This window comes from Nonomuraea sp. NPDC050478 (genome assembly GCF_044458265.1).
GTDB lineage: Bacteria > Actinomycetota > Actinomycetes > Streptosporangiales > Streptosporangiaceae > Nonomuraea > Nonomuraea ferruginea.
On the sequence record NZ_JBITHT010000007.1, the window covers coordinates 279,542 to 302,188 of the forward strand.

The window sequence follows — 22,647 nt, forward strand, 5'->3', positions numbered from 1 at the left end:
AATCGCCGTTCGGCTTCTCCATTGGATTTCGTTCGGGTAAATGTCAATTGGTGGACGGGACAGAGAGCAGTGCCCGGGAGCCGCTCGTACGGGTGAAAGGCCTTCACTGGGAGGCCGACGGCCGGCCGCGCGGCCTGACGCCCGACCCGCTGGCCGTGCGGTCCGGGCAGACGGCGGTGCTCGTCGCGCACGACGCCGAGGAGGCCGACCTGGTCGCCGACTTCCTGCTCGGCCTGTCCTGGGGCCACGACGGGGTGATCACCATCGGCGGCGAGCAGGTCACGCAGGCGACGTGGGAGCGCGAGATCGGGCTGGTGCCCGCCGGCGCGGGGCTGCTCCCCCACCTGACCGTCGAGAAGAACCTCGTGCTCACCTCCTTCGACGAGCGGGCCAGCGCCCGGGTCCAAGGGCGGGTCGCGTACATGGCCAGGCGGACGCAGATCGAGGGGTTCCTGCACGCCCGGCCGCACGAGCTGGCGCACGACGAGCGGCTGGCCGTCGCGCTGACCCGGGTGCTGTGCCGGCACCGCCCGGTCAAGGTGGTGGTGATCGAGGACCGTACCGGGTTCGGGCCGTGCCACGCGGCGGTGAGCGCCGCGCTGAGCGCCGACCCGGGGCTGGCGGTGCTGGTGATCACCGACGACCGCACCCGCGTGGCGAGCCTCGCGCCTCCCACGCTGTTCTGGGATGTCACCGACTGGGACGTGACCGACGAGGAGGTGGCGGGTGCTCAGCCGTAGACGGTTCCTCGCGGCGATCCCCGCCGCCGGGCTGGCCGCCGGGTGCGCCGGGACCAGGCCGCTGCGGGTCGCGGTGGTGTGGAGCGGCGACGAGTTACGCCGGTTCCTCACCGTGGCGCGCGACTACCCGCACCGGACGGTCACCGTCTACTCGGCGGGCGACAACATCGCCGCCCTGCTGCGCGGGCCGTCGACGGAGGTCGCGCCGGACGTGGCCGTCATCCCCCGGCTCGGCATGCTGTACGAGCCCGGGATCCGGGCCGGGATCAGGCCCTTGGAGGACCCGCCGCCCCAGCCGGAGTTCTGGCGGCGGCTGGTGTCGCCGGTGCCGGGCCGGGTGCTCGGCGCCTGGTTCAAGATCGCGCACAAGTCGCTGGTGTGGCACCGCGACGACCACGGTCTCCCGCTTCCCGAGACGCTCGACGCGTGGACGCGGCCCCGGGGCACGCTGTCGATCGGCGCGGCCGACGGGTGGATGCTCAGCGACTGGTTCGAGAACGTGCTGCTGGCCCGCAGCCCCGGCACGTACCCCGGGCTCGGCTCCCAGGCGGAGCTGTGGGGGTCCGCCGAGGTGGCGGAGGCGCTGGAGCTGCTGGCGGCCGTCTGGCAGGCGGGCATGACCGCGGAGCAGGGCCGCCGGGCGCTGACCCTGCAGTTCCACGACTCGATCCTGGACGTGTTCACCTACCGCACCGCCGATCTGGTGGCCGCGCCCGACTTCGCCTGGCCCGTCATCGCCCGCTACGGCGCGGCGGGCGTGACGGCCGCGCACTTCCGCTTCCCCGCCGCCTCGGCCGCCGCCGGGCCGCCGCTGGTGGTGGGCGGGGACGTGGCGCTCGCGCTGAACGCGGGCGACCCGGACGCGGCCGCGTTCGTCACCTGGCTGACGGGCCCCGACCGGCCCGCTCCGCTGGAGGCGTGGGCCGGCGAGGGCGGGTTCCTGGCTCCGCACATCCCGCCGGAGGTGTCCCCGCCGGGGCTCCGGGGACCCGCGAGCGAGCTCGTCCAGGCGCGGAACGCGCGGTACGACCTGTCCGACCGGCTGACCGGCCCGCTCGCCGGGGGCGACGGGCGGGGGCTGTGGCTGATACTCACCGACCTGTTCACCGCGGCGACCGTGACGCGGGAGCGTCCGGCGGCGGCCGCCGCCGCGGCGGCCGCCCGGCTGGTGGCGACGGCCCGCAAGGGGGCGGCGTGAGCGAGGACGCGTTCCTGTACGAGGTGGCGCCGCACCACGACACCCGGGGCCCGGCGGCCCAGCACGGGATCGGCCGCTGGCGGGCGGCCCGCTACCTGCTCCTGGCGGTCCTGCTCGCGGCGGGGGTGCTGCTCGCGCCGCTGGCCGCCACGGTGCTGATCAGCCTGTCGGACGGGCTCGGCCACTACCGGGTGCTCGCCGACCCCGACGTGCTGCGGGCGCTCGGCAACTCGCTGGTCTGGCTGGGGCTGGCCGTGCTCGTGTGCGCCGCCGGGTTCGGGCTCGCCTGGCTGGCACGCGACGTCGGCCCACGGCTCGGCGGCGTGCTCCGCGTCGTCCTGGTGCTGCCGGCGGTGGTCTCGCCGCTCACCACCGGCGCGATCTTCCGCCTGCTGTTCGACACCAACCCGCAGCGGGGCGCGGTCAACGCGGTGCTGGCGGCGTTCGGCGCCGACGTGGCCTTCCTCGGGCTCGGCTGGATCTGGCTGGTGCTGGGGCTGGCGTTCTTGTGGCAGTGGTCGGGGGTGGCGTTCCTGGTCTTCCACGAGGCGCTGGCCAGGATGCCGGCGAGCCTGCTGCGGATGGCGCAGGCGTTCGGGCTGGAGCGGCGCCGCCAGATCTGGTCGATCGTGCTGCCGTCGCTGGCCGGGGCGGCGTCGCTGGCGTACCTGCTGGCGGTGGTGGCCGCGGCCCGGGTGTTCGACCTGGTGCTGATGGGGGCGCCGGGCTCGATGCAGCCGTGGGTGGAGCCCGGCGGCCAGTTCTGGTGGCGGCACCACAGCGACCTGGGCACCGGGCCCGCCGCCGCGCTCGCCGTGCTGCTGTCGGTGCTGGTCGGGCTGCTCGCGCTGCCCGCGCTGGCCGGGCTGCGCCGGCAGGTGACCTGGCCGGAACAGCGGGCCGCCCCGCACGGGCGGCGCTCGCGCCGGCGGCTGCTGATGGGACCGCTGGCGGCGCTCTGGCTGCTGCCGTTCGTCGTGCTCGTGCTCACCTCGCTGCGCGCTCCGGAGGCGGCGGCCGTGTCGGGATGGTGGCACATCCAGGCCGACCTCCGCTCGTACGGGGACGCGCTCGCCGACAGCGGGTTCACCGGCGCCCTGCTGACGACGCTGGTGCGCACCGTGGTGGTGGTCGCGCTGGTGCTGCTGGCCGCGGTCCCCGCCGCGTACGTGCTCGCACAGGAGCACCTGGTGCCCCGCAGGGCCTGGCGCCCGGTGCTCCTGGTGGCGGTGGCGCTGGCGGCGCTGCCGCCGCAGGCGTTCGCGGTGCCGCTGCAGGAGTCCCTCAGCCGGCTGGTCGGCTCCACCCTGGCGCTGGTCACCGTGCACGCGGCGCTGGTCATCCCGCTGGCCGTGCTGGTGCTGCACCGGGGGTTCGCGCGGGTGCGGGCGCCGGTGATGGCCCGGCACCGGTGGGCGCTCGTGCACGCGGTGCGCGAGGGGTCTCCGTCGGTGGTGCTGGCCGGGGTGCTGGCGTTCGTGCTGGTGTGGAACGACACGCTGGTCGGGCTGCTGCTCAACTGGCCGGCCGGCGACCATCTGCCGCTGATCCTGCTGGAGCAGAATCGCCACTTCATGAGCACGGCCGGGACGCTGGCGGCCCAGTCGGTGATCGCGACCGCCGTGCCGGTGGCCCTGGTGATCGTCACCAGGCGCCTGCTGTACCGCGGGCTGACGGGCGGGGTGCGCGCATGACCGGGATGTCGCGCAAGGAGCGGCTGCGCTTCTGGCTGGACCGCACCTCCCGGCAGGCGCGGGCGCACCTGCCCGAGCTCGGCCTGTCCGGGCTGGTGACGGCCGGTGAGCTGGTGCTCCTCCTGCAGGACGAGTTACGCGGGAAGGCGATCGACGCCGTGGTGGCGGTGCTCCCCGCGTCGCTGCTCATCCCGCTCGCGATCGTCGCGCCCGTCGTGGCGGGGCTCGGCACGCACCTCACCCGGCGCCTGCGCGCCCGCGAGACGCCGCCGCCGCTGCCCGTCGGCGGGCAGATGTCCTTCCCGGACCGGGTGGAGCCGCTGCTCGGGCGGGGGGACAAGGTGCGCGAGGTGGTGGACCGGTCGCACGACAGCGGCGTCGTGGTGGTGCAGGGCGGGACCGGCACGGGCACGTCCACGCTGGCCGTGCACGCCGCCTGGGAGCTGGCCCCTGAGGAGAGCCGGCAGCGGTACGTGGACGTGCGCGGCCCCGACCGGGACCGGCCGGAGACCGAGCTGAGCGTGGCCCAGCGGGTGCTGCGCGCGCTCGGCAGCCAGCCCGGCCTGATCCAGGAGCCGCACGACGCCGCGCCGCTGATCAAGGAGGCGCTCTCCGGCAGGGACCGGGTGCTGCTGCTCGACAACGTGAGCACCTGGAGCCAGGTCGCGTGGCTGCCGCCCCGGGTGCCGGACGCGCACATCGTGATCGCGGGCGAGCTGGCCGGAGAGCTGCCCCAGCACATCAAACCGGTCCAGGTGGGCCCGCTCTCTGCGGAGGACGGGGAGGCGCTGCTGGCCGCGCAGGTCCGCGACGACCGGGTGACCGGCGACCCCCTGGCGCTGCGGTCACTGGTGGAGGCGTGCGTGCGCAGCCCCGCGGAGATCGTCAAGCTCGGCCGGTGGCTGGCGCGGAACCCGGGTGTGACGCTCGCCGCCCTGGTCGACGACCTGAGCCGGCTGCCGGTGGACGAGAGGCTGAGGTTCGTGCTCCAGCGCAGCATGCAGGGGGTGGACCCGGCCGCCAAGCGGCTGTTCGTGCTGCTGGCGGGCCTGCCGGTGGCCGAGGTCGACCATCGGGCGGCGGCGGCCCTGCTCGGCGTGCCGTCCGCGGACGACGCCATCGCCGAGCTGTCCGGGCGCGGCCTGGTCGAGAACGTGCGCATGACGCGCGTCCGGGTGATCGGCGCGTTCCACGACAGCGGCTCGGCCGACGACGCGGCCTGGCGGCGGCTGGTCGAGCACTTCGCCGCCCAGGCCGAGGCGTACGCCTCCCTGCTGCCCGACGATCCGGGCGCGGGCGCCTGGTTCGCCGCCGAGGACCGGGTGCTGCTGCAGGTGCTGGCCCGCGAGCAGCCCGTACGCAAGACCGCACGCGCGCTCGGCCGCATCGGCGCGGCGCTGGAGGCCTGGTTCGCGCTGGAGCAGCGGCACGAGGACCGGCTGCGGGCGGCCGCCCTGCTCGCCTGGGCGGCGTGGGAGCTGGGCGACGAGCGCGTACGGGCGGCGGCCGAGCTGCGTCAGGCGAAGGCGCTGATCACGCTCGGCAATCCGGAGAAGGCCCGCCAGCACTTCAACCGGGCCGCGGCGGCGTGGGGCGCGGTCGAGGCGTGGCCGCCCGAGCTGCACCTGACGCACGCGACGATCCTGCTCGCCTCCGGCGACGAGTTCACCGCCGTGGAGTCCGCCCTGGTCCGGTACGGGCAGGCGCTCGCCCACGGTGACACGGCCGGCCACGCGATCAGGCTGGTCAACGTGGCCGCGCTGCTCATGCGCCGCGCCCAGCCGCTGGACGGCGGTGAGGCGCGGCGCCTGTACGCGGACGCGCGGGCCGTCCTGTTCGAGGCGCTGCACCAGGCGGAGCAGAGCGCCGACGAGCGCACGCGGGCGCACGCCCACGAGCTGCTGGGGCTCGCCCACTGGCAGCTGGACCACGCTCGGGACGCCATGAAGCACTGGAAGGAGTCCGAGCGGCTGTACGAGCGGACGGCGGACGACATCGGCCGGGCCCGCTGCCGGGTGCAGCGGGCGACGGCCTGTGCGGCGGAAGCGGCCGCCCTCCCGGACCGGGCCGCGGCGCTGGCCGGAGAGGCGGCGCGGCTCAGACGGGAGGCGGCGGCGCACCCGGACCGGGCGGCGCGGCTGGAACGTGAGGCCGTGGCGGTGCTGGAGGAGGCGTCCGCCCTGCCGGCCCAGGCGGTCGCGCTGGAACGGGAAGCGGTCGCGCTCCTGCGGGAGGCCGAGCCGCGACTGCCACCGGAAGGCCTCACCACGGCACTCGCCCACCTGCAACTGGCCGCCCTCTGCCGCGCCGAGGCGGGCCAGCACCGCGCGGCGGGCCTGGCGGCGCTCGCGCCCTGGGACGGGATCGCCGAACCCCGGCAGGTGACCGAGATCCGCAACCGCCTCCAACCACCCGAACCCCATCCGCCAGCCCCATCGTGACCCCCTACCGTCGCCGGATATCTGCGGGGACAGTTCGAGCGACCCCCACCACAGCCACAACCACCTGCAGACACCGGAAACCTGAGAGGACAGACCAAGCCAGCCCCACCACAGCCACAAACACCCGCACACGCCGGAACCTCGCTCGTGCCCCACGACAGCCACAACTGGCACAGGAGATCTGAGGAGGCAGACCGAGCGGGCGGCGTCCGCGAGCACCTGTGAGGGCTCGGCCCAGGCCGGACGCGCCTGATCCTCTGGATCAGCAGGCGCCTGGAGGCGTGGTGGCACTCAGGAGCACGCCTGGTCCTTGTGACAAGCAGGCTCTCCCCGCAGGCGAGGCAGATCGAGCGGGCGACGTCCGCGAGCGCTTGCGGGCGCTCACCCCAGGCCGGACGCGCCTGCCCCTCGCGGCCGGCAGGCGCTTCCGCAGGCGCGGTGATGCTCGGAAACGCGCCTTAGCCTTGAGATCAGCAGGCGCGACTGGAGGCGCGGTCGCGCTCGGGAGCGCGCCTGATCCTCGGGATCAGCAGGCGCGGGTGCGCTCGGGAACGCGTCTGGTCCTCTGGACCGGCAGGTGCTCCGGGGGCGTGGTCGGCGCTTGGGGGCGCGGGTGCCGATCTCACGGTCGCGTGCCGCCCGGGTGAGGCGATCGGGAGGTGGTCATGCCGCCGCGGTGGGGTGTGATCGTACGATCGTGCCGGTGATCTGCTGTGGGGCGCGGAGCAGGTTGAGTATCGGGCACACTCGCTCCACCTCGGCGTGCAGCCGGTCCAGTTCCTCGTCGGAGGCGGGCGAGTCGATCAGCACCTCGTAGCGGAAGCCGTACGGGTGGACCGGGACGCCGCTCTCGCCCGGTTGCTGGGCTCTGGGATCGTACGAGGCCCGTACGTCCACTTCCAGGGCGTCCAGAGGCACTTCCAGCTCGGCTGCCTTGATCAGGAAGATGTGTGTGACGCAACTGCCCAGCACGCCCGCCTGCAGCTCCGGTGACCCGGGGCCGAGGTCGTAGCCGGCGAAGTCGGGGCCGCTGTCGCTGAGGATCCGGTGGTCGCGGATGCGGATGCGCCGCACACCGCTCCGGCCCTCGGCCGTGACGTGCGCGTGGAGGGGCACCGGGCCGCCGACCGGGGCGGCGCGGCGGGCCAGCAGGGCGGCGCGCTTCTGGGACAGGTACTCGCGAAGGGTGCTCATGCTCTCGTTTCCGGTTCAGTGCAGAGTGATGGGGCCGAGCGGGGTGGTGAGGACGGCGCGGAGCGCGGGCTCGGGGCCTTGTGTGACGTCGAGCGAGGCGCCGACGGCGGCCAGGTCGCGGCGGAGGGCGTCCGGGTCGGGGTGGGAGGCGGTCAGGGATTCCAGCTCCAGCTGTGGCAGCCCGGAGTCCGCCGGGTGCGGGGTGCCGCCCCAGTCGATGAGGAACGGCACCGGCCTGACCGCCGCCGGATCGTCCCGCCTGGTGAGCCGCCACTCCAGCAGGACGCCGCCGGGGGTGCGCCGGGACAGCGGCTGGACCTCGCCGGGGTCGTAGCCCTTCCCGCGCGCCCTCCGGACGGCCTCGTCGAGGTCGTCCGGCCTGATCGCCCAGGCGGCCAGGCGGGGTTCGCGCAGGTTCTCCAGGCCGAACGCGCGCGGCCGGGCACCCGGATGATCCGGGTCGGGGCCGATGATCTCCAGGTAGCGGCCGGAGCCGAGGCCGACGAGGTGGTTGGCCGTGCCGCCGGGATGGCTGCCGCCCGCCACCGGTTCGACGCCGGTCAGCGCGGCGAAGGCGGCGACGCCCTCCTTCAGGTCGGGCACCGCGTAGACGAGGTGGTCGATGGTCACTGGTCCTCCTTGACGGGTTCGCCGAGCGAGAGCATGAGCCTGTTGGCCCAGTTGAAGAACGCGGCGGCGTGGATGACGTCGCTGATGGCCAGGTCGTCGAGGCCGGCCGCGCGCAGCGCCTCGACGTGGGCCGCGCCGAGCTCGCCCGGGGTGGCCGCGACCGCCACCGAGGCGTCGATGATCGCCCGCCATCTGCCGTCCTGCGGCGCTTGCACGCCCTCGTCGAGCAGCCGCCGCACGTCGTCCGGCCGCTTGGCGTAGTGGGCGGCGAACCGAGCGTGCACCGACGCGCAGAACACGCACCCGTTGCGGCGCGACGTGGCGGTGGCCGCCAACTCGCGCTCGGCGCGCGGCAACCCGCCGTCGGTGTTGTGGAAGATGTCGTTGTCGGTGTGCGTCCGCGCCTGCAGCACGTGCGGGTCACGTGCGAGCAGCAGGAAGTACGGCGACGCGGCGCGCGCCCGGTCGACCAGCGCCTCATGGTGCTCGTCGGTCAGCTCCTCCGCGCTCAGCGGCTCCAGCCACGGCGCCCACCCGAGCCGCTCCAGCGTGAAACCGCTCATACCGCCACCTCCGTACGATCGAGCCGCTCCAGCGTCACGACATCCACGCCCGCCACCCCCGCACGATCGACCCGGTTCTTCGTTACGACACTCACGCCGCCACCTCCGTACGGCCGAGCAGCCGCAGCCCGGCCGCTACCCGGATCTGGAAGCTGAGGAAGGCGACGAGCTGCGAGAGTGTCACGATGCCGGTGGTGCTCCAGCCCGCCTTCTCCAGCGCGCCGAGCGCTTCCCGGCTCGCCTCGCGCGGCCGGAACACGAGCAGGTGGGTGTGCTCGAACGCAGCGGTGAGGCGGACACCCAGCGCGCCGGGATTCCGTACGCGGTAGCGGAGTCCCTCGGCGCCGTCGGCAGGCACGGCGGGGTCGATCCCGTACGGTCCGGTGGTGAGTCCGGCCGCGGTCTCGGCCCGTACGGTGTCCGCCAGGCGAGGCGCCAGCTCGGCCAGCCGGTCGGCGTAGAAGCGGACGGCGGGGTCGTCACGGTGCAGCCCGGCCACGAAGGCCGCGACCGCGTCCCGTTCGACGAGCGTGACCTCGGTCTCCGAGCCGGGCGCGAACAGCGCGTCGAAGGAGCGCTGGGCGTGCTCACGGGCGGCGGGCCGCCGACGGCGCAGCCCGTCGAGCGGCGACCCGGGCGCGACCCCGGCCAGATGGTCGATGACGTCGGCGGTCATGTGCGGCTCGCTTCCTGGGCGGGGGTCCAGCCGAGCGCCGGGGCGACCTCGGTCGCGAGGAGCTCGATGGAGCGGAGGATGAGAGGGTGCGGCGGGTCGACCGAGTGGACCTGGAGGACCAGGTCGGTCGCCCGGTCGAGGGTCGGGTCGGCGCGCAGGCTGTCGATGACGTCCTGCGGGGTGCCGACGTGCACGTCGAAGGCGGCGATCCGGGTGTCGAGGCCGCCGTCCGGCAGCTCGAACGGCAGCCTGCCGCGGCCGAGCCCGCGTTCGGCCCAGCGCAGCGCCTCGGCCCTGCTGTCGGCCACGAACGCGGTCCGTGACGCCATGATCCGCGGGACGGCGCCGGGCGGCAGGTTGTCGTGGTACGCGTCGACGATGGGCCGCTGGATCTCCGCGAGGGTCGCCTGCGGCCGGTCGGCGGGCCTGGGCTGGGTGCGCGACAGCATGAGCCCGTGCCCGGCCCGGCCCGCGCGGGCGCCGCCCGCGGCCGAGAACGTCGCCTCCCAGACCGCGCCGGGCAGTCGCGGCGCCGGCGGGTAGAGCCGGTTGCCGCCGCCCAGGTCCGCGCCGGACCAGGCGGCGATGAGCACGGCGAGGTGCTCGGCGTAGAGGGCGGCCCGGCCGGCGCTGTCGTGGCCGAACGGGGCGAACGACGCGGGCGTGCCGCCGCTGCCCACCCCGACCTCGAGCCGGCCGCCGGTCAGCTGGTCGAGCACGGCGGTGTCCTCGGCCACCCGCACCGGGTGTTCGAGCGGCAGCGTGATGATGCCGGTGCCGAGCCGGATGCGGCTAGTAGTGGCGGCCACGTGGCCGAGGAAGACCAGGGGCGCGGGCAGGCCGCCCTCGTCGCCGTCGAAGTGGTGCTGGGCGACCCAGGCGGTGTCGAAGCCGGCGGCCTCGGCGTGCCGGATCTGCTCGGCGGCGAGCCGGTAGCGCTCACCCGGCGGCACGTCGTCGAGCAGCCGGGTGAAGAATCCGAGCCTCATCGCACCGGCTCCGGGATCGCGGCGAGCAGCTCACGGGTGTAGGGGTCGCCGGGCTCGGTGAAGACCTGCCGGGTGGTGCCTGATTCCACGATGCGTCCTTCGCTCATGACGGAGACGGTGTGCGAGATCTGCCGCACGACGGCGAGGTCGTGCGAGATGAACAGGTAGGTCAGCCCCAGGTCCCGCTGGAGCTGTTCGAGCAGGTCGAGGATCTGGGCCTGCACGGTGACGTCGAGGGCGGAGACGGCCTCGTCGAGGACGAGCACGCCAGGCTCGACGGCCAGCGCGCGGGCGATGGCGACCCGCTGGCGCTGGCCGCCCGAGAGTTCCCTGGGCCGGCGCCCGGCCAGGTCGCGCGGCAGCGCCACCCGGTCCAGCAACTCGGCGACCCGGGCAGCGCGGGCCGCGCGGTCGCCGAGCCGGAAGTTGCGCAGCGGCTCGGCGACGATCTCGGCCACGGACTGGCGCGGGTCGAGCGAGCCGTACGGGTTCTGGTGGACGAGCTGCACGTGGCGGCGGAACCGGCGGCCCTCGCCGGCTCCGGGGATCGTCACGGTGCCGGAGGTGGGCTCGGTGAAGCGCACCACCATGCGCGCCGTGGTGGTCTTGCCGGAACCGGACTCCCCCACCAGCGCGTGGGTGGTGCCGCGCGGCACCTCGAAGGAGACCCGGTCCACGGCGCGGAACGGCCGCCGGCCGAGCCGGAACTCCTTGACGAGGTCGTGGAGCACGATCGCGGGCTCGCGCGGGGCCGGCTCCGCCTCCCGGTACTCGCGTACGGACAGGGCGGGCGCGTCCCGCAGGAGCTTCGCCGTGTATGCGGCCTCGGGGGCGGCGAGGACGGCGGCCGTGGGGCCCTGCTCCTCGACGCGGCCGGCCTTCATGACGACGAGCCGGTCGGAGCGGGAGGCGGCCACGCCGAGGTCGTGCGTGACCAGCAGCACGGCCGTGCCGAACTCGGCGCGCAGGTCGTCGACGAGGTCCAGGATGCGCCGCTGCACGGTGGCGTCCAGCGCGCTGGTCGGCTCGTCGGCGATGACGAGCCTGGGCCGCAGGGCGATCGCGATGGCGATGAGCACCCGCTGGCGCATGCCGCCGGACAGCTCGTGCGGGTACTGGCGGGCCCGCGTCTCGGGGTCGGGCAGGCCGACGCGGGTGAGCAGCTCGACGACCTGCCGCCGGATCTCCCGCCGGTCGCCCCGTCCGTGGATGCGCATGACCTCGCCGACCTGGGCGCCGATGGTCTTGACGGGGTTCAGCGAGTTGGCCGGGTCCTGCGGCACCAGGCCGATCTGGGCGCCGCGCAGCGCCTCCATCCGCCGCGCGGACCAGGTCGCCAGGTCGGCGTCGCCGAGCAGGATCCGCCCCCGGTCGACGGTGGCGTTGCCGGGCAGCAGGCCGATGACGGCGTGCGCGGTGGTCGACTTGCCGGAGCCCGACTCGCCGACGAGGGCCACGACCTCGCCCGGATCGACGGTGAACGAGATGCCCTCCACCGCGCGCCGCCCGTCGTAGGAGACGGCGAGATCGCGTACGTCGAGCAGGCTCATGGGGTGTCCTTTCCGATCGAGCGGCTGATCCGGCCGGCCGCGAGCACGACGGCGACCACGACGGCGCCCGGCAGCGTGGTCAGCCACCACGACGTCGCCAGGTAGTTGCGTCCTTCCGCGATGAGCAGCCCCCATTCGGGGGTGGGCGGCTCGGCGCCGTAGCCGAGGAAGCCGAGCGTGGAGATGGCGAGGATGGCCAGGCCGAACTGCAGCGCGGCCAGGGCGACGACCGGCCCGAGCGAGTTGGGCAGCACGTGCCGCCAGAGCACGGCCGGGTAGCGTCCGCCGCTGCCGAACGCGGCCTCCACGTAGTCGGTGCGGCGCACCCGTACCACCTCGGACCGGGTGAGGCGGGCGAAGGCCGCGACCGATCCGACGCCGACCGCGATGGCCACGTTGACCGTGCCGGGACCGAGCAGGATGATCACCGTGAGCGCCAGGAGCAGGCCCGGCACCGACAGCAGGACGTCTACCAGCCGCATGACGGCGTCGTCGGCCAGCCCGCCGGCCGAGCCGGCCAGCACCCCGAGCAGGGTGCCGAGCAGGAGGCCGACGGCGGCGAGCACCACGACGGCGAGCATCACCGGCGTGTCCTGCGCGTTGACGGCCTGCTCGGTGAGCCGGCCGATGCCGTTGCGGCCGAACACCGTCTCGGTGACGACGGAGCCGGCGATGAGCTCGCCGAAGACGAGCCCCGCCATGGTGAGGGCGGGCAGCGTCGCGTTGCGTGCGACGTGCCGCCACAGGATCCACTGCCGCGAGGCGCCCTTGGCCGCCACCACGGGGACGAACGGCTGGGCCCTGACCTGGTCGACGGCGCGGGCGAGGACCTGGGCGATCGGCGCCGAGATGGGCACCGCGAGGGTCAGCACCGGCAGGATGAGCTGCTGGGCCGCGCTGCCGCCGATGACGGGCACCAGGCCCAGCCGGAACGAGAACACCTGGATGAGCAGGATGCCCAGCCAGAACACCGGCACGGACACGAACAGCGACGGCACCGACAGCAGCGCGCCCCTGATCCACGAGGACCTGCTGGAGGCGGCCGCGAAGGCGATGGCGACCGCGATGAGCACCGCCAGCCCGAATCCGGCCGAGGCGAGTCTGGCCGTCTCCGGTAGTGCCTCGGCCAGCCGCTCGGTCACCGGCGTGCCGGTGTCGATCGAGTAGCCGAGGCTGCCGCGCAGGAAGCCGGACAGGGTGTCGAGGTAGGTCGCCAGGGCGGAGGCGCCGCCGTCGTAGTGGGCGCGGATCTCCGCGATCTGCTGCGGCGACAGCCCCAGTTCGGGGTTCTGGAACTTGATCAGGATGGAGTCGCCGGGCAGCAGCCGCAGCAGGACGTACGCGGCGGTGAAGGCCGCCCACAGCACGAGGACCGCCTGACCTGCCCTGAACAGGACGTATCTGGTCATCTAGCTTTTCCAGGTCGCGTAGAACCAGGGCCTGGCCACGGCCTCGAAGGCGATCCCGTGCACGTGCGGGGCGCCGCCGTAGACCTGCGGCTCCTCGAACAGGGGGATGGCGTAGGCCTGGTCGATCACGTAACGCTGGATCTCGCCGACCTTGGCGTTGCGCGCGGCGACGTCGGGCTCGGCGGACTGTTCGGCCAGCAGCCGGTCGAGCTTCTCGTCGTCGGACAGGATGGCGTCGCGGTTCTCGCTGTGGAAGTGGCTCTTGATGACGTCCTGGTCGGCGCGGCCCACCATGGAGTGCTGCAGGGGCGTCTTCTCGGCGTCCTTGATGTCGACGGCCTGGGTGCCGGCGTCGGCGGGGCGGATCTCCAGCCTGACCCCGAGCTCGGCCCACTGCTGGCCGATCAGCTCCAGCGTCTGCTTCGACAGCGGCTGCGGGCCGGCGACGAAGACGCCGAGCCGCAGCTTCCTGCCGTCCTTCTCGCGGACGCCGTCGGCGCCGCGGGCCCAGCCGGCCTTGTCGAGCAGCGCGTTGGCCTTGTCCGGGTCGTGGGCGAGCCGCGGCGACAGGTCCACGTAGCCCTGGGCGAGGTGGCTGAGCACCGAGGTGGCGACCGGGTAGCTCGGCGTGAAGAGGGTGTCGACGACCTCGCGGGCGTCGGTGCCCGCCAGCAGGGCCTGGCGGACGTCGGGGTCCTTCAGGATGCTGTTGCCCGGCCGCAGGTAGAGGCCGTTGTTGACGCCTCTGGTGGGCTCGGCGTAGATGGTGAAGCCGGCGCTCTTGACGGTCTCCTCGTCGTACGCCTGGACGTATCGCACGAAGTCGGCCTGCCCGGAGGTGAGGGCGCCGACGCGTACGTTGTCCTCCGGCGTCACGATTATCTTGATCTCGTCCAGGTACGCCCGGCCCTGGTGCTCGGAGGAGGGCGGCGCCCAGTCGTAGTCCTCGCGGGCGGCCAGGTGCACCTCCTTGTCGACGACCTGGTGCTTGACGGTGAAGGGGCCGGAGCCGGCGATGTTCTTGAGCTGGCACTGCTCCTCGTACGGCAGCGAGATGGTCTTCTTGGAGACCAGGCCCGCGCCGATGACGGAGGTGCCCTGGAGGAAGCCGGGCGAGGGCTTGGCGAAGTGGAACCGCACGGTCAGCCGGTCGACGACCTCGCTGCGCTCGTAGTTGTTGACGAACTCGGCCACCGGGAGCTTCAGCTTCTCGTCGCCGAGGCCGTACACGTCGAAGTTGGCCGCGACGGCCTCCGCGTCGAGCGGGGTGCCGTCGCTGAACGTCACGCCGTCGCGCAGGTGGAAGGTGTAGGAGGTGGCGTCCTCGCTGACCTCCCACCTGGTGGCGATCCACGGCTCGATCTCGAGGGTTTCCGGGTTCTGCCAGGTGAGCTTGTCGGTGATCTGGTTGAGGATGCCGCCGTTGGGATAGAAGCCCGCGGCCGGCAGGTAGAGGCAGGTCGGCGGCTGGTGCTCCAGGTAGGTGAGGGTGCCGCCGTAGACCGGCTCGCCCGCCGCCCTGGCCGCCCCGGCGGGGCCCGCCCCGCCACAGGCGCCGAGCAGCCCCACGACGGCGAGCATGGCGGCGCCGGCCACGGCTGTGGATCGCAGTCTGGATCGTGACATGGGGAAATCGCCCTTCGAGGGAACGGAACGGAGACGAAAACAAGTATAACCTACTGGAAAAGCATGAAATATCTGGGGGTGCCCCCGGATGAGAGGGCATGGGCGCTCTAGGAGGGCGCGGACCGGGCCATGACGTCCGCGAGGGTGACCTCGCTGAGCAGGGAGTTCTCGTGGTCGCGCAGGCGGGCCCAGATCGCGTCCAGGGGCGCGGCCGCCCGGGGGAACTGCCGGGTGGCCTGCTCGACCCCCTCGGTCACGCGGATGACGTCGGCCAGGGAGATCTCGGCGGCGGGCCGGGCGAGCCAGTAGCCGCCGTCGGGCCCGCGCTGGCTGTGCAGCAGGCCGGCGCGGCGCAGCTGGAGCAGGATGTTGTCGCAGAACCTGCGGGGGATCTCCTGCGAGTCGGCGACCCGCTCGGCGTGCACCGGGCCGCCGGCCTCCGCGAGGGCGATCATGGCGGCGAGGGCGTACTGGGTGCGTGCGGAGATTCTCATGGATTCCCGTGCTGGTCGGAAAGGGCCCGGCTCCCGGAGGCGGGGGCCGGGCCCTGCGGGCGGTCCGGTGGGTCAGGCGGAGGCGGTGGGCTCCTCCTTGCGGAGCTCGGCCTCGTACGCGTCGACCGACTCGTTGGCCTTGTCCTTGCGGTACTCGCGCACCGAGTAGGTGATCGCGCCGGCCCAGAGGATGGCGATGGCCAGGTAGGCGACGGTCTGCACGCCGCCGGAGGCGTCGATCCAGTCGCTGCGCAGCAGCGTGCGCACGTTGGTCAGGATGATGAGGCCGCCCACCGCCGAGCCGAGGATGCGCGGCGGGATGTGGCGGACCAGCCACGCGGCGATCGGCGCGGCGATCACGCCGCCGGCCAGCAGCACGGCCACCCAGGCGAAGTCGATGTTCTCCGAGCCGATGCCGACGAGGAAGCCCACGCTGGCCGCGATCGCCACCAGGAACTCCGAGGCGTCGATCGACCCGATCACCTTGCGCGGCGCCAGCCGGCCGCTGGCCAGGATGGCGGGGGTGCCCACCGGGCCCCAGCCGCCGCCACCGGTCGAGTCGACGAACCCGGCGACCAGTCCCAGCGGGGCCAGGAACCGCTTGCGCAGCGGCTTGCCCAGGTTGCCCCGAGGCAGCCCGTAGGCGGTGAAGCGGACCAGGATGTAGACGCCCAGGGTCAGCAGGATGAGCGACATGACCGGGGCCGCCACCTCGGTCGAGAGGCTGGACAGGAACGTCGCGCCGGCGAACGCGCCGATCGCGCCCGGTACGCCGATCTTGCCGACGACCTTCCAGTCGATGTTGCCGAAGCGCCAATGGGAGATGCCCGAGGCCAGCGTGGTACCGATCTCGGCCAGGTGCACGGTCGCCGAGGCCGCGGCGGGGTTGGTGCCGATCGCCAGAAGCAGTGTGGTGGAGGTGACGCCATAGGCCATGCCCAGGCTTCCGTCGACGAGCTGGGCCGCGAAACCGACCAGCCCGAGCAGGAGGAGTGCTCGCACGATCGACCCTTTCCGATAAATCCTACTTAACTTGTAGGGTTAATCCTGAAGCAGGGACGGGGCTCGGTCAAGCCCTAAATCCCTACTTTCTTGGACTGGATACTGGCTTGGGGGGCGACCCGCTCCGCCCAGCCCGCGAGGATCTCCGGAAGATCGGGCAGCCGGGACTCCAGCACGGCCAGGCCGGGGGTGGGCACGGTGGCGCCCAGCTCCACCAGCAGCGGCCGCAGGTGGACCTCCACCGCCAGAGAGTGGGCCGGATCCCCCATGACCAGCAGCGGCAGCGCGACCGTGCCGGCCAGGGCCCGGGGCGGGAGCCGGTCCAGGAACGCCTTGAGCAGGCCGGTGTAGGTGCCCTTGTAGGTGGGACTGGCGACCACCAGCACGCTCGCCTCGGCGACCAGTTCCAGCGCCACCTCCACGTCGGCCGACGGGATCGGCGACAGCAGGTGCGGACCGAGGCCCGCCAGGTCGATGACGTCGTGCGGCGCCGGCAGGCCGACCCGCTCCCCGACCGCCAGCGCGGCCTCGACGGCCACGCCGCGCGTACGGGAGCCCTCCCGGGGGTTGCCGACCAGGACGACGAGGCTCATGCGGCCCTCCAGGGGATGAGACGGCTCAGCCGGCTCTGCGGCACGGGGGCCTCGTCGAGCTCCACTTCGTCGTCCGGCAGGTCGTACCAGTGGACGTCGCCGGGGTAGTCGTGCTCTGGCATGAGTTATTCCTATCTGAAATACATGAAATAGACGCTATAGGGCCGCGGACGGCACCGGGATGGCGGGGAACGGGTTGTCGGGGAGGAGGATGACGCGCCGCGCGTGCTCGACGGCGTCCAGATGGAGCAGCGCGGCCCCGATGCCGGCCCCGCCGACCAGGTAACCGGTGTCGGCCGTCACCTCGGCGGGCCGCAGCCGCCGGTAGGCCTGATACCAGCGGTAACCCCGCCCGTCGTGGTCGGTGGCCCGGCTGATCAGGTCGTCGGCCAGCGAGCGGGCGAAGGTCAGATGCGCGCGCCGCCCGGTCGCCGCCCACAGGCCGACGAAGAGCTCGACCAGGCCCGCCGTGCCGCAGCACTGGCAGGCCACGTTCCAGTACCCGTCGGTGCGGCGGCGCGGCACTCCGCTCCGCACCACGCCGTTCGCGAGCCGCTCCACCCACTCCAGGTCGCCCGGGTCGCCGTCCACCCGGTGCAGCTCGTAGAACATCCGCGCCACGCCGGCCGACCCCGAGCAGAAGCCGAGGTAGTGCAGCTGCCTGGCCTGCGGCACGTGGTGCGGGACGACCGCGCACTGACCGGTCACGACGCTGAGCTCGCGGACGAAACTCGCGCCCCGGCGCGCGGCCCGCAGGAAGACCTCCTCCCCCGTCACCCCGTACAGGCGGGCGAGCAGGAAGGCGGTGCCCGCGGTGCCGGCCAGGAAGCCCGGCGTGACCGCGTCCAGCGGCAGGTCGGCGCAGTCGCCGAAGCGGTGGCCCGGCACGGGCAGCGCGGCGATGCGCAGCCCGGCCTCGACGGCCGCCTCCTCGTACGCGGGCGCGCCGAAGTGGGCGGCGGCGCGCAGCAGGCCGAGGACGATGCCGCCGTCGCCGCGCTGGGCCGGCTCGCGGGACCAGCCGACGCCGTCGCCGCCTTCGCGCCCTCTGCGGACGAGTTCGTCGGCGATGGCCGCCGCCTCCACCTCGAACAGGTCGTCACCGAGCGCCCACCCGGCCTCCATGAGCGCGACCATGGTGCCGGTCAGCCCGTGGTACAGGGTGGGGTCGCGCTGCTCGCGCCAGGTGGCGGCGAGCCTGCGGGCGCCGGCCCGGGCGTCCTCCAGGTACGCCTCGTGCCCGGTGGCGGCGGCCAGCTCCAGGAAGAACAGCACGATGCCGGCCGCTCCCGAATAGAGGGAGGACGGCTCCGGGGTGACGGCCGACCTGCCGCGCGCGTCGGGGTTGGCCAGCCAGTGCCTGCCGTGGTCGTCGTCGACGGCGGCGGAACGGATCCACCGGCCCGCCGAGATGGCGGCGGTCAGCGGGGAGTCGGCCCTGGTTCTCTGCGGGCGCATCTCATCCAGGCTCACGGCTAGATTATCCCATACTTTTGGTAGGAAAATAAGGTTATACCGACGGAAGGACGATGACGATGCCCCTGCCGGACTTCCTGGTGATCGGCGCTCCGAAGGCCGGGACCACCGCCCTGCACGCCGCGCTCCGCGAGCACCCCGGGCTCTACCTGCCGCCCGTGAAGGAACCCAAGTTCTTCCTCACGGACGGCCCGCCGCCGGACCGCGGCGGGCCCGGCGACCAGCAGACCTACCGGGAGCACGTGTGGCGCAGAGCCGACTACGAGGCGCTGTTCGCCGCCGCGCCGCCGGGCGCGGCGCGCGGCGAGGCCACCCCCTTCTACCTCTACGACCTGGACGCGCAGCGCCGCATCCACGCGGCGATCCCGCACGCGCGGCTCATCGCGATCCTGCGCGACCCGGTGGAGCGGGCGCACTCCAACTGGACCCACCTGTGGTCGGCGGGGCTGGAGCCGATCGGCGACGTGGTGCGCGCGTGCGCCGCCGAGGAGCGGCGCGTCGCGGACGGCTGGGCGCACTTCTGGCACTACGTCCGGCTGGGCAGGTACGGCGAGCAACTCGCCCATCTGTTCACCCTGTTCCCACGCGAGCAGGTGCTGGTCTTCCGCTACCGCGACCTGGTCGACCGGCCGGCGCACACGCTGGACCGCATCTGCGCCTTCCTCGGCGTGGACCAGGGCCTGCTGACCGAGGCGCCGAGGGAGAACGTGACCGCGCACCCGGACGCGGGCGGCAGGCACCTGCTGCTCTCCGCGGCCCTGCGGGCGCTGGCCCGCACCGGCCGCGCGCTCCCCTACGGGCTGGCGCGGGCGCTGACGGAGCCGGTGGAGCACCTGCTGCAACGGCGGTCCGCCGCCCGCCGCCCGCTGACCTGGGAGCAGCGGCAGCAGCTCATCCCGCGCTTCGCCGACGACATCGAGCTGCTGCAGCGCGTCACCGGCGAGGACTTCGGCGACTGGGTGCGGCCCAGGGAGCGTTCGGGCGGGCAGTTCGGCGTGCGGCCGGACGGCCAGCGCCAGGCCCGCAACGGCCGCCCCCTGATCGGGTGATCGCGGGCCGGGGCCGCGCCGGGATGCTGCTCGGCTCCCCGCCGGAGCGGCTGATCGCGCGTCTTCACCGCGCCGGGGTGCACGCCGGTCAGCGCCGCAGCTCGGTGCGCAGCTCGTGCGCCCCGTCGGAGCGGGTGTACTCGTAGTAGAGGCGAACGCCGCCGTCCGGCAGGTCGACCACGTCCAGGTAGCGGAGCCCGCCGCCCGCGTACGGCGAGGCGGCGAACGGCTCGGACCCGAGCGGGGTGAGCGCCGCCGGGTCCGTCCCGGCCGCGACGCCGGTGCGCTCCTCGTAGTTCTCCGCCGCGCTCGCCCTCCCGTCGTAGAAGGCGAGCACGCCGTCATCGGTGAAACGGACCGCGCTCACCCGGACGCCGCGCGCGTCCCAGCAGCCGGGACGGCCGGTCAGCGCGGTGCCGTGCCAGGTCCAGGCCAGGCCGTCGGCACTGGTGGCGTAGTCGGTGACCATCCGGTCCTCCTCCCCCGGCCCGGTCAGCGGGTGGCAGGAGGCCCACAGGTGCCAGGTGCCGCCCCGGCGGACGATCACCGGGTCCTTGACCCCGGTCTTCGGGTCGCCGGGCAGCACCGTGGCGCGCAGCCGGGGGTCGAAGGCCGCCGGGGCCGCGGCCTCCAGCACCTCCACCCGCCAGTGCTTGCTCCCGTAGGTGGCACAGCTCAGGTAGAGCCGCCAGCGCCCGTCCTCCGTCGTCGTCAGCCACGGGCGCTCCAGGGACTCGGCGTCCATCTCGTCCCTGGTGATGGTCAGCAGGGTCTCGAACCGCTCGCCGCCTGCGGAGCGCGCCACCACGACGGCGTGGCCGCGCCCTTCCCCGACCGGCCTGCGCAGCCGGTAGGCGAGGTAGACGAACCCGTCGGCGGCCACCGCGCAGGGCGCGCCCGCCCAGTGGCCGTCGCCGGCGCCCGGCGGGACGACCGCGACCACCGAGCGGGCGGGGTCGGGAAGCCAGGCTGCGGCGGCGTTCTCATCGATCGGCATGCGCCCGAGACTAGGCCCCGTACCGGAGGCGCTCATGTGGATCCACCCTCTCCTTGGCCAATCTATGTATTTCCGATTACTTTGCCATAGAACCAGCCGCGGAGCGCGGGATCAGGACGGCCCGGGACGCGACCAGCCGTCCAGATGGAGCACCTGGTCGAGCGGGACCCGGGGGGCGGGCTTGAAGGTGTCGCCGGTGTAGTAGGCGGTCGGGATGAGGGCGCCCTGCCGGACCTCCGCCGGCAGGCCGAGCAGCTCGGCGATCTCGCTCTCGTACGCCAGGTGCAGGGTGGTCCAGGCGGTGCCGAGGCCGCGCGCCCGCGCCGCGAGCATGTAGCTCCACGCGGCGGGGAGCAGCGACCCCCACAGCCCCGCCTGGTTTCCCTCGGGGAACCCGCCGCCGGGCACCTCGATGCACGGGATGACCAGCACCGGCACCTCCCCCATGTGCTCGCCCAGGTAGGCGGAGCTGTCGGAGATGCGCCGCTGCGTCGCCGCCCGGTCCGGGTCGTCCTGGAACAGCTTCCCTGCGGACGACCCCGACGCGTGGTAGGCGCGTACGGAACGCCCGTAGTAGTCGCCGATCCGGGCGCGCAGGCCGGGATCGGTCACCACGATCCAGTGCCAGCCCTGGCGGTTGCCGCCGCTCGGCGCCTGCAGGGCGATCTCCAGGCATTCGCGTACGAGCTCCGCCGGCACGGGCCGGCGCAGGTCGAGACGCTTGCGGACGCTGCGGGTGGTGGTGAGCAGCTCGTCGGGGCTCAGCGGCAGGATCGTCATGATCTCATCCTGTCAAAAACGACGTCCGCAGGTCATGCGAGCGCCTCCTGCCCGGCCGTGTAACGGGAGGCGGGCCGGTCGAGGCCGTAGTGCCCGCGCAGCGTGCGTCCCTCGTACTCGTGCCGGAACAGCCCTCTGGACCGCGGCTCCGGCACCACGTGGTCGACGAAGGAGGAGCCCGCGGACCGTGAGGCGCTCGCGCCTGGCCAGGTCGACGACGAGCCGCCGCCGGCTCCGCGCGCCCTCGGTGCCGGCCGGCACGTCGGGCAGCGGGCCGTCCAGGTCGTCCTCGGTCAGGTCGATGCCGGTCATGGGGGAGAGCTGGGTGAGCCCGTACGCGGGGATGACGAGGTCCTCCAGCTCCTTCTCCAGGCGCAGCGCCTCACGCTCGGTGGACCCGGTGATCGGCGAGATTTCCGGCAGCACGAGGAGCTCGTCCGGCCGCCTGCCGTGACGGGCCAGCCCGCCCTTCACGTCGGCGTAGAACGCGCGCGCCTCCTCCAGCGTCTGCTGCGCGGTGAAGACGGCCTCGGCGTGGCGGGCGGCGAACTCCTTGCCGTCCTCCGACGAGCCCGGCCTGCACCAGCAGCGGGTGGCCCTGGGGCGGGCGCGGCGCGTTGAGCGGGCCGTGGACCGCGAAGTGCTCGCCCTCGACCTGGTGGATCTTGCCAGGGTCGGCGTACAGGCCGCGCACGCGGGCGCCCACGACGGCGTCGGTCAACTATTTTCTTCTCGTTATACATAGATTGATTTTTACGAACTTGTGTTCGAGCATCAACTTGACGTCAGCATGATCGTCTATACATGATCAGCTGTCCCCACCCCCCGGTTTCCCAGAAGCAGGCCATGTCGCCCCTCACCCCCGCCCGAGAGCAACCCTCGCCGCCCAGCGGCGCGGTCTTCGTCGACCACAGCGGCCGGCGGAGGAGGTGGTTCACGATGGGCGCGGTCCTGGTCAGCACGCTCACTCTGGCGGCGACGGTGACGCTCGTGGGCGCGGTGCTCGCGGACACTCCGCTGCCGGCCGGCGGCTGGCCGAGCCGGCACGCGAGCCCGCCGCCCGGCGGCACGCCCTCCGAAGACGCCGGTCCCGGCAGCGAGCAGGCTGAGCCTGAGCCGTCCCTTTCCCGGTCCAGGTCCCGGCGGGCGCCGACCCGGTCAGCGCCCACGCGCGCCTCCGGCCGGCGCACCACCGCCGCGCCCTCCCGTACGCGAGCCAAGAGCCCGTCCGCCCGCCCCACCTCACCGTCCGCGCGGCCGTCCCGTACGTCCGAGCCCCCGGACACGGGCGCGGCCGTGGAACCCGAGACGGCCCGCGACACCGCACCCCCCGGCGAGACCACCCCCACCCAGCAACCGGAACCCGCCGCGACCCCCTCCCCGGACCCCACCGGCGAGCCCTCCCAGACCCGGAACCCCACCACCCCCGGAACCCCCTCATGACCCCCCGCCGCAGACGCCCCGTCCCACAACCGGACAGCGCTCCCGCGCCCGGATGGGGGCAGGCACATGACCCGGGTCTCGGCGGGACGATCGGGCAGGCGGC

General features: G+C 73.8%; 22 protein-coding genes and 1 pseudogene. 7 read left to right on the top strand and 16 right to left on the bottom strand.

All coding sequences use genetic code 11. The features are described from left to right. Positions 1-50: 50 nt before the first annotated feature. From ACIBF7_RS34110 to ACIBF7_RS34125, 4 genes are read left to right on the top strand one after another with little or no spacing between them, the layout of a single operon-like run. Positions 51-740, top strand: coding sequence for an ATP-binding cassette domain-containing protein (locus ACIBF7_RS34110; protein WP_148031502.1), 690 nt, complete (start codon positions 51-53; stop codon positions 738-740). Further along, positions 727-1,938: a hypothetical protein gene (locus ACIBF7_RS34115; RefSeq protein ID WP_397198991.1), complete on the top strand. Its 1,212-nt coding sequence runs from the start codon at positions 727-729 to the stop codon at positions 1,936-1,938. Before ACIBF7_RS34110 ends, ACIBF7_RS34115 begins: the two co-directional genes overlap by 14 nt. Further along, positions 1,935-3,632 carry an ABC transporter permease subunit gene (locus ACIBF7_RS34120; RefSeq protein WP_397198992.1) on the top strand — a complete coding sequence of 566 codons (1,698 nt, stop codon included), beginning with the start codon at positions 1,935-1,937 and terminating at the stop codon, positions 3,630-3,632. The genes ACIBF7_RS34115 and ACIBF7_RS34120 overlap by 4 nt, the downstream gene beginning before the upstream one ends. Then, positions 3,629-6,073: a hypothetical protein gene (locus ACIBF7_RS34125; RefSeq protein WP_397198993.1), complete on the top strand. Its 2,445-nt coding sequence runs from the start codon at positions 3,629-3,631 to the stop codon at positions 6,071-6,073. The genes ACIBF7_RS34120 and ACIBF7_RS34125 overlap by 4 nt, the downstream gene beginning before the upstream one ends. Positions 6,074-6,736: 663 nt before the next feature. On the opposite strand, the gene ACIBF7_RS34130 is transcribed toward ACIBF7_RS34125, so the two are convergent. The 13 genes from ACIBF7_RS34130 to ACIBF7_RS34190 form a co-directional block, all read right to left on the bottom strand. Beyond that, on the bottom strand, positions 6,737-7,267 hold the full coding sequence (locus tag ACIBF7_RS34130) for an OsmC family protein (protein ID WP_148031498.1): 531 nt from the start codon (positions 7,265-7,267) through the stop codon (positions 6,737-6,739). 15 nt (positions 7,268-7,282) lie between these two features. Then, positions 7,283-7,897, bottom strand: a complete 615-nt coding sequence (locus tag ACIBF7_RS34135; RefSeq protein ID WP_397198994.1) for a VOC family protein — start codon at positions 7,895-7,897, stop codon at positions 7,283-7,285. After that, positions 7,894-8,460 (bottom strand): alkylhydroperoxidase domain protein, encoded by a 567-nt coding sequence (locus tag ACIBF7_RS34140; protein ID WP_397198995.1) that lies wholly within the window; start codon positions 8,458-8,460, stop codon positions 7,894-7,896. The genes ACIBF7_RS34135 and ACIBF7_RS34140 overlap by 4 nt, the downstream gene beginning before the upstream one ends. A 91-nt stretch (positions 8,461-8,551) precedes the next feature. Continuing rightward, positions 8,552-9,136: a CMD domain protein gene (locus ACIBF7_RS34145; protein WP_148031496.1), complete on the bottom strand. Its 585-nt coding sequence runs from the start codon at positions 9,134-9,136 to the stop codon at positions 8,552-8,554. Further along, entirely contained in the window at positions 9,133-10,125 is a 993-nt protein-coding gene (locus tag ACIBF7_RS34150) for a putative FMN-dependent luciferase-like monooxygenase (RefSeq protein ID WP_397198996.1), read from the bottom strand. Before ACIBF7_RS34150 ends, ACIBF7_RS34145 begins: the two co-directional genes overlap by 4 nt. Beyond that, complete coding sequence (locus ACIBF7_RS34155) at positions 10,122-11,675, bottom strand: dipeptide ABC transporter ATP-binding protein (RefSeq protein ID WP_397198997.1); 1,554 nt, start codon at positions 11,673-11,675, stop codon at positions 10,122-10,124. Before ACIBF7_RS34155 ends, ACIBF7_RS34150 begins: the two co-directional genes overlap by 4 nt. Next, positions 11,672-13,084, bottom strand: a complete 1,413-nt coding sequence (locus ACIBF7_RS34160; RefSeq protein WP_397198998.1) for an ABC transporter permease subunit — start codon at positions 13,082-13,084, stop codon at positions 11,672-11,674. Before ACIBF7_RS34160 ends, ACIBF7_RS34155 begins: the two co-directional genes overlap by 4 nt. Continuing rightward, positions 13,085-14,710 (bottom strand): TIGR04028 family ABC transporter substrate-binding protein, encoded by a 1,626-nt coding sequence (locus tag ACIBF7_RS34165; protein WP_397198999.1) that lies wholly within the window; start codon positions 14,708-14,710, stop codon positions 13,085-13,087. Between the two features lie 107 nt (positions 14,711-14,817). Then, positions 14,818-15,204 carry an RrF2 family transcriptional regulator gene (locus ACIBF7_RS34170; protein ID WP_397199000.1) on the bottom strand — a complete coding sequence of 129 codons (387 nt, stop codon included), beginning with the start codon at positions 15,202-15,204 and terminating at the stop codon, positions 14,818-14,820. Positions 15,205-15,276: 72 nt separating this feature from the next. Then, positions 15,277-16,206, bottom strand: coding sequence for a sulfite exporter TauE/SafE family protein (locus tag ACIBF7_RS34175; RefSeq protein WP_148031489.1), 930 nt, complete (start codon positions 16,204-16,206; stop codon positions 15,277-15,279). 74 nt (positions 16,207-16,280) lie between these two features. Then, positions 16,281-16,799, bottom strand: a complete 519-nt coding sequence (locus ACIBF7_RS34180; protein ID WP_148031488.1) for an NADPH-dependent FMN reductase — start codon at positions 16,797-16,799, stop codon at positions 16,281-16,283. Next, a complete protein-coding gene (locus tag ACIBF7_RS34185; protein ID WP_397199001.1) occupies positions 16,796-16,921 on the bottom strand; it encodes a hypothetical protein in 126 nt (41 codons plus the stop codon). The genes ACIBF7_RS34180 and ACIBF7_RS34185 overlap by 4 nt, the downstream gene beginning before the upstream one ends. A 34-nt stretch (positions 16,922-16,955) precedes the next feature. Further along, positions 16,956-18,272, bottom strand: a complete 1,317-nt coding sequence (locus tag ACIBF7_RS34190; RefSeq protein WP_397199002.1) for a lanthionine synthetase LanC family protein — start codon at positions 18,270-18,272, stop codon at positions 16,956-16,958. 56 nt (positions 18,273-18,328) lie between these two features. Between ACIBF7_RS34190 and ACIBF7_RS34195 the strand changes: the two genes are divergently transcribed. Beyond that, positions 18,329-19,324: a sulfotransferase family protein gene (locus ACIBF7_RS34195; RefSeq protein ID WP_397199003.1), complete on the top strand. Its 996-nt coding sequence runs from the start codon at positions 18,329-18,331 to the stop codon at positions 19,322-19,324. 88 nt (positions 19,325-19,412) lie between these two features. Here the strand turns inward: ACIBF7_RS34195 and ACIBF7_RS34200 are convergent, their stop codons facing one another. From ACIBF7_RS34200 to ACIBF7_RS34210, 3 genes and pseudogenes are all read right to left on the bottom strand, one after another. Further along, positions 19,413-20,321 carry a hypothetical protein gene (locus tag ACIBF7_RS34200; RefSeq protein ID WP_148031487.1) on the bottom strand — a complete coding sequence of 303 codons (909 nt, stop codon included), beginning with the start codon at positions 20,319-20,321 and terminating at the stop codon, positions 19,413-19,415. 111 nt (positions 20,322-20,432) lie between these two features. Then, the gene (locus ACIBF7_RS34205; RefSeq protein WP_148031486.1) at positions 20,433-21,101 is read right to left on the bottom strand and encodes a nitroreductase family protein; all 669 of its coding nucleotides are present in this window, start codon (positions 21,099-21,101) and stop codon (positions 20,433-20,435) included. Positions 21,102-21,113: 12 nt separating this feature from the next. Continuing rightward, positions 21,114-21,614: pseudogene (locus tag ACIBF7_RS34210) on the bottom strand (hypothetical protein); the annotation flags it as partial. Positions 21,615-21,618: 4 nt separating this feature from the next. On the opposite strand from ACIBF7_RS34210, the gene ACIBF7_RS34215 reads away from it, so the two are divergent. Then, positions 21,619-21,846, top strand: a complete 228-nt coding sequence (locus tag ACIBF7_RS34215) for a hypothetical protein (RefSeq protein WP_397199004.1) — start codon at positions 21,619-21,621, stop codon at positions 21,844-21,846. A gap of 101 nt (positions 21,847-21,947) precedes the next feature. Then, positions 21,948-22,544, top strand: coding sequence for a hypothetical protein (locus tag ACIBF7_RS34220; RefSeq protein ID WP_397199005.1), 597 nt, complete (start codon positions 21,948-21,950; stop codon positions 22,542-22,544). Positions 22,545-22,647 lie beyond the last annotated feature (103 nt).